Source organism: uncultured Psychrobacillus sp. (genome assembly GCF_938022135.1).
GTDB lineage: Bacteria > Bacillota > Bacilli > Bacillales_A > Planococcaceae > Psychrobacillus.
The window spans coordinates 21,643-34,074 of the sequence record NZ_CALIED010000046.1 but is presented as its reverse complement, the minus strand read 5'-3'; the positions used below and the strand labels follow the sequence as shown (position 1 = coordinate 34,074).

Here is a 12,432-nt window from a genome sequence, read left to right as displayed (position 1 = left end):
AGCGCCGATGGTAGTTGGGGGTCTCCCCCTGCAAGAGTAGGACGTCGCTGGGCACTAAAGGAAGTCGTTACCGAGTAATCGGTGGCGGCTTTTTTGTATGTCCTTATAAAGAAATTAGACCAAGACCACTATTCTCTATAAGCAAGTGACCTTTGGACAAGACATTTTGTCATAGTAAGCGAGAATCGGTCGGTTCGGCATAATAATCGGTCGGTTCCACGAAAAAATCGGTCGGTTATACCCCATAATCGGTCGGTCAACCACCAATAGGAGAGATTCACTCACCTAATGATAAATAAACTCTCTATTCATGAAGAATTCTTGCGCCGTCAAGAGTAGGACGTCGCTGGACAACTATAAGAAGTCGTTACCGAGTAATCGGTGGCGGCTTTTTTGTTTTATCTTTTACAGAAAAAAGCCGAAGGGGCAAAGAGTTCGAGGAACCGAACGACGACAGCTTACAAAGAAATCTGCAGCAGATCTGGTTTTGTGACCGCTATTGGTAGTTGGGTGATTGCCCCCTGCAAGAGCCAAGAGCAAGAAGAGATTGGGCACCTTAGAAAATCTTCCCCTGGTAACAGATGGAGACTATTTTGTTTAGTATTCATCTTTAATGTCAAATGATATGTTAGAAGTTCGTCTTTAATTTACATTTCCCGGGAAATAGAAACGAGATGTGACAAAGCAAATATAAAAAGTAAAATTACTTAGTATATTTTAGCGGAAAAGAGCAGCATTTTCTTTTGATTAAAAATTAATGTCTTAATAGATATTATTATGCAATATTCCATTATGGTAATAGAAGTTAAAAAAAGAATAATTATATATAATAATTAGAAATTTCTAATTATTATGTTGACTACGAAACATTGGTGGTGTATTTTAATTATGAAGGATTATTCCAATATTTATATTTATTTAGGAAATATTATTCTTCATAAAAGCTATGTAAATTACAACCAGAGAAAAATTATAGGGATAGATTTAAAGCTAACTAGCTATTTAAATTATAAAGGAGATGAAAATTTAGATGAAGTATTACCAGCGACTAGTAAGTTTTGTAGTTTCTTTGTTACTTATTATTAGTTTATTACCTATTTCTGTATCAGCTGAAGTTTTAGAAAATGATTTTATTGAGGTAGAAGCTGCACCAGTAGATCCAACAATTAGTGTAGAAGGTCCAAGGCATGAGATAGATTTTGTTGATGAGAGTATAGAAGGTAAATCTGACTTTATTGCTATTTTTACTGAAGAGTATGCTCGAGAAATACTTGTGAAAAAGTTTTGGGTTGCAGTCCAGGTAGACCAAAACAACCGAGTGGTAAGGGTTGTAAGTCAATCCAATAATGGAGCAGTACCTATCTGGGAAGATGAACAATTACTTTCAGTTCCCAAGGGCGGATATATTCTATTAGCACATGATGACTCTTGGGGAAACAAGGACTTCAGAAAATTTTTGGCTACAAACTTTAAAACTGCTGACGTAATCAAATTAAGAAAGAATGGTGAAGTTGTTCCAATTTCAGAATTCATGACAGGAGAAGGGTTACTTGCTGGGATTCAATTAAATAATGAGTTAATGTATACGGTCACAGAACCTCACACGCAAATATCGGGAACCATTAAGAACTTTGAAAGTGGTGAAAGGTACCGGCTATTAGCGAGTGGACAAGAAATAAACTTAGCAGCAGACGGTACGTTTAATTTCACACAATCAGTTAGTAAGGGCACCAATTATATAGACTTAGAAATTTATAAAAATGATCGCTTGCATGAGACTCAATCGCTGATTGTTTACTTTAAGGATACGAAGTCAGCAAACAAGCAGGTTTTCTTATGGGTTGAACAAGGTCCAAACGCACGTCATTTTCAATCATCAGAGGATGTTTATAATATGCTCGTAAAAGCAAAGGATGCTGGTGTCACGGCAATTGCGTTGGACGTTAAAGGAGTAGAGGGATTTGCAGCTTATAAGGAAAGTGACTTAACTGGGAGGCCATATATTAGTGAAATGACCTCGCCTGCAAGAGCTGGATCAAATCCTAATCTTGATTTACTGAAGGAATTTATTACTCATGCCCGTACGCTTGGTTTGGAAGTACATGCAGCGATAAACGTATTTGCAGAAGGGTCTATAGCTCATAATGAGTATGCGGTGCTGAACAATCATTTGGATTGGGAAGAGGAAGTCTACCGCTATGAGGACGGCGGAGAAATTTTACGATTACGAGACAGTAAATATGGAAAAGGCGGTGCACTGGTTGCATTTGTCAATCCAGCAAACTTAGAAGCTCGTAAATATCAATTGGATACATTTGAAGAAATTATTAAAAACTATGATGTGGATGGAGTTCTCTTAGATCGCGGCAGATATGATAATTACTTTGCGGATTTTAGTGAGGAATCCAGAGTACAGTTTGAAGCATATTTGAGTAAAAAGGGGAAAGAACTAACGAATTGGCCGGCGGATATATTCACTTATGACGGTAGTAATCGTATCGATGGACCACTAATTGATGAGTGGTTTACATATAGATCTAGTGTGATTAAAAGCTTTACAAGTGAAGTAAGGGACTTAGTAGATTCATATAATGTAGCTGAAAATAGGGATGTATTATTATCTGCTTATGTTGGTTCCTGGTACGAATCTTATTATTTAAATGGAGTGAACTGGGCAAGCCCAACGTTCCAATATGATGAAAGACTCAACTATCCACAAGAAAGCTTGTATACAGAAGAATATGCAAATACAGGGTATACGGACGACTTGGATTTCCTAATGATCGGGACATATCAAACGACGGCAAATGAAGTGAAAAAGTATATTACGCAAGGAAATATTTTGACTGATGGGAAGCTGCCACTATATGCAGGAATGGCACTGGAGAATGTTCAAGAACCATACGTTCAAAGAGAGGTATTCCAAGCTGGATTGACAAATACGGATGGTCTTATGCTTTTCGACTATTCACAAGCAAACTTTCCTGTTATTAAAGCCTCCATTAATAACGAGGAATATATTAAAGATTACCAGTTGGGAATAAGTAATCCAAAAGAAAACTCTAATTTTATAGAAGGCGATTTCCTCAATATCAACCGAAATGATGGAAATATCAATGTTTACTCAGAATCTTTTGGACCATCAACTGCAACAAATAAATGGGGGGTTGAAGCGGTAGTCGACGGATCAGGGCAGGTTGTCAAAATGGTTAATAAACGGCAGGCGATGGAATGGAGTTGGGGATCACAAGAGGATAATAATAGCCTGATTCCAGAAGGCGGCTTTGTTGTTTCTGCACAAGATCCATCTGGTTCTCGTGAAAAAAGACAAACAGTAGCATTCGCATATGATATTGGTGACGAAGTAAGAGCAGCATTATTAAGTGGATTTTTAAATTATGAAGGCAAAACGTTTAACAACCATAATCTTGAATTTAAAGGAAATGTTCAAGTAGTTGGTCCAGGTGTAGCAAAAGTAGAGATAAATGGGGCAGAGGCTATTTTAAAAGAAGATGGTAGTTTCACCACTAATGTCGACCTACAGCCAGGAGCAAACAAGATTGAAGTAGTTGTTCATGTAGATGGATACAAAACTCACTTTAAAGTAGTGGAAGTTAATGCAGGAAAACTAACGATTGAAGAATTGAAGGAAGCGGTAGAAAGAACGGATATAAATCCGAATGGGATTAAAAATGCGATTCTTACACAAATCGATAATGCTATGAGAGACTATAAAAAAGCGGCTGAAAATAAGGATAAAGGAGAAGAAGAACTAGCAGCTAAGCATCAAGAAAATGGAGATAAAAAGCTTGAAGCAACGATGAAAATGATTGAGCAGCATGCAGGCAAGCATATCAGTGAAGAAGATGCTGCAGAGCTTATACGCATGATTGGATTAATTTTACCTAAATAACAAATGTTTTTCATTGTTTGGGGTGTTAGGGAAACTTTAGCGACACCCCAGACTTATGATGGAGGTATACATATGCACATGGATAAAGAAGTATTGAGGAGCAATTATTGTAATAGAGACTACGAATACCATCTATTAGGTTCTGTAAATGAAGCGAATGGAAAAGTAAACCTTCTCTATGTACAAGATGGCGGAGATTATTTGGAGTTAGGTGAAATTGAGAAGGTCTACAATAGCTTGATAAGAATGTATAAAGAACAAGGTGAAAATCTAATTTGTGTACTGGTATCACCTGGGGATTCGATTGAAAGATGGCATTCCTATGATAGAAGAGGAGCCAATTTTAATAATTATATCTCCTTTTTCAATGAGGAACTTGTGCCATTCGTAGAAGAGAAATTAAATCTGCAGGTAGGTAAAAGAGGACTTCTAGGAGATTCTTTGGGTGCGAATATTAGCTTAAATATTGCTATGCAAAAGCCAGAGAATTGGTCGCATCTATTGTTACAGTCGTCAGCAATATCTCCTAGGGAATTAAGTGATTTAGAAGGTTTCAGTACATTACCCTGGCATGTTTATCAAACGGTCGGCATTTATGAGGATGAGTTTATCTCCCCTATTTCTAATGAAAAGCTATATATCTATTCCCGTAATCAGAAAATGTACCAAATCTTTAAGGGGAAAAATACAGATATTGAATACAAAGTGCAAGAGGAGAACCATTTATGGGATTTCTGGCGAAGAGACTTACCGACGGCTCTTCAATACTTTTTGAATAATGGTTAATTTCTATCATTATTTTATTAGAGTTAAGACGCATTATCTTTCATTACATAAAAGTGTTGGGAGAGATTGGAATGGAATATAGTATCGGAATAGATATCGGGGGTACTAAGATTGCCACAGGAATCGTAGGACGTGAAGGCAATGTACTGTCTAAAAGAATTTACCCAACGCCTAGTTCCACAAATAAGGAAATATTAGAACTTTTAACAGAAACAGTGGATGATTATATAAGGATTGCAACTGAAAAAGGTATGGAACTAGTAAGTGTGGGAATAGGTTCCGCCGGTCAAATAGATTATAAAAGGGGGAAAATACTCTCAGGTACGGTAAATATCAAGGACTGGAACAATATTGATATTAGAAAATCTCTATCTCTTATAACTAACCTTCCAATATATCTTGATAATGATGCAAATACATTTGCTATAGCGGAACATCAGCTTGGAAGCGGTAAAGGTGTAGATGACGTAGTATGCCTAACCCTAGGAACCGGGATCGGTGGGGGGATTATATCTGGCGGGAATGTCATTCGCGGTAGGTGGGGAGGAGCAGCAGAACTGGGTCATATGTCTGTGAACTTCAATGGACCAGATTGTAACTGCGGTTCTAAAGGATGTATAGAGACGTATGCCTCGGGCACAGGCATCGCCAATAGAATGAAGGAAAAGCTACGTCTCTCTAATCGGGCAGAATTTACTTATTATAAAGAGAATCCTCATTTACTTACAAGCAAAGAGGTATTCGTCTGGAGAGAACAGGGCTCAATTGAAGCAATAGAGATAATCGATCAAACCATAAAAGCATTAACTTTTGGAGTAGTGAATATTATACATACTTTCAATCCATCCATGATCATCTTTGGAGGTGGGCTAGCTGAGGCGAACAGTTGGCTGATTTCAGAAGTAAAAAAGAGTTTGGAGACAATAGGGATGTCTTCATTAGTAAAGGATGTAGAGTTAAAGATCTCCAAATTGGGTCAAGATGCAGGCCTTATTGGAGCAGCTTATCAAGTATGGATGGATAAAAACTAAAAGGAGGAAATTATATGAATGATGTTTTTAATGAAAACGCGAATATTTTGTGGGTCGATTTTTTAGCAAATGGAGAACGTCTAGCTAACGAAGAGGAACAAGTAAAATTGATTAAACAAGCAGTAGAGTCTGGAATTACACATATGATTATTGATGCCAAGGTGCCTTTTGGTCAAACTACTTATCCAAGCAACTATGCTCATCATATTAGCAGCTGGTCAGATGGCTCATTTAGTGCTTGGAAAAATCGCGACTTTTTAAAAGAGTTTTTAAGTAAGATGAAAGACATCAAGCACATTAAAGTTTTAGCGAATGTGGACGTATTTTCGGAAGGTATAACTTCTTCCCGCGATGGAATGGCATACGATAAGCCAGAGTGGCAAGTTACGTTTTATAACGACGCTGTTTCCAACGAATCAAATGCAGCTGAATACTCGGATGCTGCAACCATTTTTGTGAATCCAATTCATCCCGAAGTAGTGGAATACGAACTTAATATTATAAAAGAGATATGTACCTATAATTTAGATGGGATAGTCGTAGATCGCTGTCGTTATCCTAACATTTATGGAGACTTTAGTGATCTCAGCAGAATTGGCTTCGAATCCTATATAGGTAAAAAAGTTATCAATTGGCCAGAGGATATTTTCACGATTGATAAAACAAAAGAAATTAATCGCGGAGCACTATTCCCTAAATGGACAGAGTGGAGAGCATTAAACATCAAAAATTTCGTAAGCAAGGCAAGGGAATTGGTAAAGTCAGCAAATCCGAATCTTATATTTTCTGATTACGTTGGCTCCTGGTACCCACTATATTATAGCGAAGGAGTCAATTGGGGGAGTGAAACATATCATCCAGACCTTGAATGGACATCCAAAACCCATAATGTCTCTGGGCTTGCAGAACAATTGGACTTCATTATGACGGGCTGTTATTACCCAGAAGTATATGTTGAAGAAGCCGAACAAAATGGACGTCCTGCCGAGTGGTACAGTGTTGAAGGTGCAATTGATAAAAGTCTGGAAGTCATTAACGGTAGTATCCCTGTTGTAGGAAGTCTATTTCTGAAAGACTATACAAACAATCCAGATCAATTTAGAAAAGCGATTAGAATGTGTAAGGAAAAATCAGCTGGCGTCATGATCTTTGATACGGTGTATTTAGAGGAATATAACTGGTGGGATATCCTTGCTGAGGAACTGAATATATCTAAGGAAAGCTAAAGAGGGATGCATATGAGAAAGCTAGCTTTAATACCAGTAGATGCAAGACCAGTAACCTACGACTTACCGAAGGATCTTGCTCAACTAGCAGATTGGGAAGTAATTACACCCCCAAAATCAGAGCTTGGTTTTTTAAAGGAAGCAGCTAACTTTTCCGCTTTGTTTCAGTGGATTGAAGATATTTCGGAAAGTGTAGACGGTTTCGTAATTTCCATTGATATGCTTCTTTACGGTGGCTTGGTTCCTTCTAGAATTAATAACGAAAGTGAATCGATCATCCGGCAAAGATTGGATTGGTTAGTAAAGATAAAACAGCTATATCCAACTGTCCAGTTAATGGCATTTAGCTCGACGATGCGAATCTCCAATAATTACGTCAATCAAGAGGAAAAGGATTACTGGAATGTGTATGGAAAAGAACTATGGGCTTATTCATATCATTACCACCTATTTCAAAAGTATCAATTGAATGCGGACCGGGACATTATGAATGATTTAACAAGTAAAATTCCAGATCATATTCTTGCAGACTATATAACGAGTAGGGAACGAAACTTTAAGGTAAATCTAACCTTAATAGATTATGTGGAAAAAGGGATTATCGATTTGTTGATATTTCCTCAGGATGACACGAGTGAATACGGTTTGAATATTATGGAACAGGAGCAATTAAAGGAAAAGATTTTTCAAAAGGGTCTGTATGAAAAAATATTTATTTACCCAGGAGCAGATGAAGTTGCAAGTGTACTTACCTCTAGAATGATCTATGAATTAGAGAAAGAAGCATTCCCAACATTCTATCCGATATACAGTGGTATGAAGGGTGCGTTATCTATAGCAATGTATGAAGACCGACCTCTTTTTGAGTCTGTAAAAGGACAAATTTATGCTTTTGGTAGCCATACAGTTGAACACCCTGAGGAAGCAGATATTGTAATTGGAGTAAATGTGCCGGGTAGGAAACAAGGTGATTTGGCCTTACAAGTAAATTTAAATGAAGTAGATACAAATGACAGAAATATAGGCGAGTGGATAAGAAAACTCCGCTATTATTTTATGCGTGATAAATTAGTTGCAATTGCGGACGTTGCTTATGCAAATGGGGCAGATCGGACGATGATTCCTCAGTTGTTATCAGTCTTTTCAATTGAAGAACTTTCTGGATTTGCCGCATGGAATACAGCAGGCAACACGATTGGTACCACTATAGCGCAAGCTGCTTTAGTTTATTTAGCTGCTAAACAAGGAAGAGTGACCAGCCAAGTAAAAGATAAGCAAATTTTAATCCGATTACTCGATGATTACATATATCAAACAATTGTCAGACAGGAAGTTAGAAAAACAGTAGATGAAGAACAAGTTCAAAACGACGTGCTATTGGAAAAGGTAAGGGAATTATTTAAAGAATCATCGACTACATTTATCGAACAAACCAATATGAAATACGAGGTAGATTCTATTTATCTTCCTTGGGATCGATCATTTGAGATTGGTATAGAGGTAAAGTCGTATGAACAGGAGGGTTTCTCTTGAAAAAAGATATAGCAATCATAGGCGGAGGTATTGGAGGCTGTATGGCAGCACTGTCAGCAGTCAAGCTAGGAAAGAAAGTGGTCATGACAGAGGAAACGAAGTGGATTGGTGGCCAGCTAACAAGTCAAGCAGTACCACCCGATGAGCATCCATGGATAGAAGAGTTTGGCTGCACAGAGACATATAGGAAGTTTAGAAACGAAGTAAGAGACTATTATAAAAAGAATTATCCCTTAAACGAGAATGCAAAAAATAATAATCGTTTGAATCCTGGAAACGGCTGGGTTAGTAGAATTGCACATGAACCAAGGGTTGCTTTAAATATTTTATATGACTTTCTACAGCCTTATCTATCGAATGGACAAATCGAGCTATTGCTGGAGCATAAAATTACTGGAGTAGAAGTTAATAATGATGAAATTAAACAAGTATATGTACAAAACCTTTTAACGGAAGAGGAAATAGAAATTGAAGCACAATTTTTCCTCGATGCTACGGAACTTGGTGATGTATTACCGTTAGCTGGTGCAGAATATTCTATAGGGGCTGAGGCGAAGAGTGAAACAGCTGAGTACCACGCTTTAGATGTAGGTGACCCGCAAGATATGCAATCGATAACACATGTATTTGCCTTAGAGTTTGCTGAAGGGGAGAACCATACAATCGAAAAACCGGAGCAATATGAATTTTGGAGAAATTATCAAGCTCCTTTTTTAAAGCATAAACAAATAAGTGAGTATATACCAGAGGCTGATACAGGTGAATCTAAGATACTGCCGTTATTCCAGGACGAAAGCAACAGGCTACCGTTATGGGAATATCGAAGAATTATTGACGCTAATCAATTCACGGATGGTTTCTTTAAAGGAGATATTTCTCTAATTAATTGGCCACAAAATGATTATTGGTTAGGGTCAATTATTGATGTAAGTCCGGAAGAAAAGGCTACTCATTTAAAAGGAGCAAAACAGTTAAGCCTTTCATTGTTATATTGGCTACAAACGGAAGCACCAAGAGCTGATGGAGGCAAGGGTTATCCAGAGCTGAAGCTAAGACCTGATATTACAGGAACGGATGATGGTTTTGCAATGCATCCATACATCCGTGAGTCTCGTAGGATTAAAGCTTTACAAACAGTCGTAGAAGAAGATATAAATGCAGATCTACGAGGGGGAGCAGGGATTAAAACGTTAGAAAATTCAGTTGGAATAGGCGCCTATCGAATAGATTTACACCCAACAACGAAAAGTAATCGATTATTTTATGCAAAAAGCTATCCATTTGAAATACCATTGGGCAGCCTAATACCCGTGAGAATAAAGAATTTAATTCCTGCTTGTAAAAATATTGGAACAACTCAAGTTACCAATGGTTGTTTTAGAGTTCACCCGGTGGAATGGAATATAGGAGAAGCAGCTGGAACACTAGCCGCATTTTCTATTAACTCGGATATAAGTTTACATGAAATATATAATAGTCCAGATCGAATTAAGGAATATCAAAGTCTGCTAGTGGATAGAGGCATCAGCCTTCACTGGCCAGAAATCACGACTATATAAATAATACTAAGAAAATAAGTCTTAAAATTCAAAAAATTAAATTGACATGAATATTCTGGAAGGATATAGTTGGAATAGGAGGAAATATTCGCTTTTATTTACATAAAAGGAGGTTTACTCCGATTTTATTCATTAAAAAATATTGGGGGGGGAATTATATTGACTAGTTTCAAGATGAAAAAGAGTCTTTTATGGATGCTTGTTTTGGGAGCGATGTTGTTTTTTATGGCAGCGTGTTCGGAGGATGATGCTGGAGAAGCGAAAGGGGATTCACCAGATGACGTAAAGGAATCCGGAGAGCTATCTGGGGAAGTTGAATTTATGACTATATCTCTGAGTCCTACTTTTGACGAGTACTTGAATAATTTAAAAGAAACGTTCGAAACAGAAAACCCAAAAGTAAAGGTATCTATTAGAGACGTACCTTATGAGCAAGTGGAACAAATCATTTTGACATCTGCAGCAAGTGGGAATATGCCAGATGTAATGAACCTTAATACAGAATTTGTGAAGAAAATAGCTGCAAATGGAGCACTAGTGAATATGGATGAAGCTGCAGCAGACGTCAAGGATACTTTCTTCGAAGGGTTATGGGAAACTGGTGGTGTAAACGGTTCTGTTTATGCATTGCCTTGGTATACCACTACTAGTGGTATGATTTACAATCCAGATATTCTAAAAGAAGCTGGCTTTGACGAACCACCTTCAACATTTGAAGAGGCATGGGAAATGTCTAAAGTTATTAAGGAGAAAACTGGAGCTTATGGAGAAGTAATTGCTCCTGATATGCATTTACTGTTTCCGAAAAATGGTATTAATATCTTAAATGAAGATTATACAGCAGCTGCCTTCAATACACCGGAAGCTGTAGAATTATGGACATCTTATAAAAAGTATCATGACGAAGGATTATTTCCTTTAGATATTATGTTAAAGCAAGTGTCCATGCCTGAGCTATATGCACAGGAAAAAGTTGCTTGGTGGTCGACAGGTCCTCAGCTTTTCCGTCAAGTAAACGATCTTTCTCCAGAAGTGTATGAAAAATCGATGGCAGCTCCTGCATTAAAAGGTGATGCTGGAAAGCAGCATGCTAACCCAATGAATATTGCAGTGTCGGCATCTAGTAAATCGAAAGAAGCAGCTGTTGCATTCGCTAAGTTTGTAACAAATGCAGAGAACCAATTGGAATTTGGTAAACTTGCATCTGTATTACCTCCAGTTGAAGAAGCAGTTAATGATGAATTTTTTGCACAAGGAGCAGATTCAAAGGATGCAACTGAGAGAGGAAAGTATTATGCAGCACAATCACTTGCAGATGCAGTAAATATGACTCCTGCAACTGAGCATGTGTCTAAAGTTAATGAGGCTATTCATACTGCTTTCCAACGAGTAATTTTAGAAGATAAGGATCCGGCCGAAGCGCTAAAAGAAGCGGAAGCAGAAGTAAACAATATTCTTCAATAATTTTATTGGACCTCCGATTAGAGGGGGTCCACTACTCTTCTAAGGAGGTTAACTTATGTATAAAGCAAGACATGCTTGGGGATTTTTATCTCTGCCACTTCTCCTATTGCTTCTCTTCACATTCATTCCAACCATTGCAGCATTTGTTTTGAGTTTTACAAACTATAATGTGTTTCGTCCAATGGAATTTGTAGGTTTAACAAACTATATTGATGCATTTATGGATGCTACGTTTAGAAAGGCAATGTTTAACACGGTTTATTACTGGTTACTTGTTACGCCTGCATTAGTAATATTACCAATTTTCGTAGCTATCTTAGTAAATCAGAAGCTTAGAGGTGTGAAAATTTTTAGGCTTATTTTTTATTTTCCTACATTAGTTTCTGTAGTTGTAACTGCCATCCTCTTTACTTGGATGTTTGCCGAACAGGGAGTTATCAATTACTTGTTTAGTATTGTAGGAATAGATCCAATTGGTTGGTTAACGAATACGTTTACTGCTATGCCTGCATTGGCAATTGTAACAATCTGGCAAGGATTCGGATATTACATGCTTTTTTATTTAGCAGCTCTCCAAGGGGTACCAAACGACTTGTATGAAGCAGCGGAATTAGATGGGGCTAGTTCTTGGAAAAAACACTTACATATTACGATACCTATGATTAAACCAATGATCTTTTTTGTGGCCGTTATATCAACAATGGGAGCATTTAAAGAGTTTACCTTAATGTTAACCATGACAAATGGTGGACCCTTGAGCTCAACTACAACAGCTGTATTTCTAGTATTTAAAGAAGCATTTACAAACCTTGAAATGGGATATGCGAGTGCAATTTCGTTTATTTTATTTGTTTTTATCCTAATAATCACACTTATAAATCAAAAGTTGTTGGATAATAACCCTGAGAAATAATGGAGGT

Annotated in this window: 8 protein-coding genes; all 8 read left to right on the top strand. The window is 37.4% G+C overall.

Going from position 1 to position 12,432, the window contains the following annotated elements:
- The first annotated feature begins 1,030 nt into the window (after window positions 1-1,030).
- The 8 genes from Q0371_RS09965 to Q0371_RS09930 all read left to right on the top strand — a co-directional run bounded on the left by Q0371_RS09965 (window position 1,031) and on the right by Q0371_RS09930 (window position 12,425).
- Window positions 1,031-3,913 carry a hypothetical protein gene (locus Q0371_RS09965; RefSeq protein WP_298470753.1) on the top strand — a complete coding sequence of 961 codons (2,883 nt, stop codon included), beginning with the start codon at window positions 1,031-1,033 and terminating at the stop codon, window positions 3,911-3,913.
- 72 nt (window positions 3,914-3,985) lie between these two features.
- The gene (locus tag Q0371_RS09960; RefSeq protein WP_298470751.1) at window positions 3,986-4,699 is read left to right on the top strand and encodes an alpha/beta hydrolase-fold protein; all 714 of its coding nucleotides are present in this window, start codon (window positions 3,986-3,988) and stop codon (window positions 4,697-4,699) included.
- Window positions 4,700-4,770: 71 nt separating this feature from the next.
- On the top strand, window positions 4,771-5,730 hold the full coding sequence (locus Q0371_RS09955; RefSeq protein WP_169360537.1) for an ROK family glucokinase: 960 nt from the start codon (window positions 4,771-4,773) through the stop codon (window positions 5,728-5,730).
- 14 nt (window positions 5,731-5,744) lie between these two features.
- On the top strand, window positions 5,745-6,956 hold the full coding sequence (locus Q0371_RS09950) for an alpha amylase family protein (RefSeq protein ID WP_169360538.1): 1,212 nt from the start codon (window positions 5,745-5,747) through the stop codon (window positions 6,954-6,956).
- Between the two features lie 12 nt (window positions 6,957-6,968).
- Window positions 6,969-8,489, top strand: a complete 1,521-nt coding sequence (locus Q0371_RS09945) for a DUF4127 family protein (RefSeq protein ID WP_169360539.1) — start codon at window positions 6,969-6,971, stop codon at window positions 8,487-8,489.
- Window positions 8,486-10,048, top strand: coding sequence for an FAD-dependent oxidoreductase (locus Q0371_RS09940; RefSeq protein WP_277347118.1), 1,563 nt, complete (start codon window positions 8,486-8,488; stop codon window positions 10,046-10,048). The genes Q0371_RS09945 and Q0371_RS09940 overlap by 4 nt, the downstream gene beginning before the upstream one ends.
- A 159-nt stretch (window positions 10,049-10,207) precedes the next feature.
- The gene (locus Q0371_RS09935; protein ID WP_240949765.1) at window positions 10,208-11,512 is read left to right on the top strand and encodes a sugar ABC transporter substrate-binding protein; all 1,305 of its coding nucleotides are present in this window, start codon (window positions 10,208-10,210) and stop codon (window positions 11,510-11,512) included.
- Window positions 11,513-11,567: 55 nt separating this feature from the next.
- Complete coding sequence (locus Q0371_RS09930; protein ID WP_298470745.1) at window positions 11,568-12,425, top strand: sugar ABC transporter permease; 858 nt, start codon at window positions 11,568-11,570, stop codon at window positions 12,423-12,425.
- The last annotated feature ends 7 nt before the right edge of the window (window positions 12,426-12,432 follow it).

Excerpts from the sequence above, each read along its gene's own strand:
- Q0371_RS09965 (WP_298470753.1), top strand. The coding sequence starts at position 1,031 with ATGAAGTATTACCAGCGACTAGTAAGTTTTGTAGTTTCTTTGTTACTT.
- Q0371_RS09960 (WP_298470751.1), top strand. The coding sequence starts at position 3,986 with ATGCACATGGATAAAGAAGTATTGAGGAGCAATTATTGTAATAGAGAC.
- Q0371_RS09955 (WP_169360537.1), top strand. The coding sequence starts at position 4,771 with ATGGAATATAGTATCGGAATAGATATCGGGGGTACTAAGATTGCCACA.
- Q0371_RS09950 (WP_169360538.1), top strand. The coding sequence starts at position 5,745 with ATGAATGATGTTTTTAATGAAAACGCGAATATTTTGTGGGTCGATTTT.
- Q0371_RS09945 (WP_169360539.1), top strand. The coding sequence starts at position 6,969 with ATGAGAAAGCTAGCTTTAATACCAGTAGATGCAAGACCAGTAACCTAC.
- Q0371_RS09930 (WP_298470745.1), top strand. The coding sequence starts at position 11,568 with ATGTATAAAGCAAGACATGCTTGGGGATTTTTATCTCTGCCACTTCTC.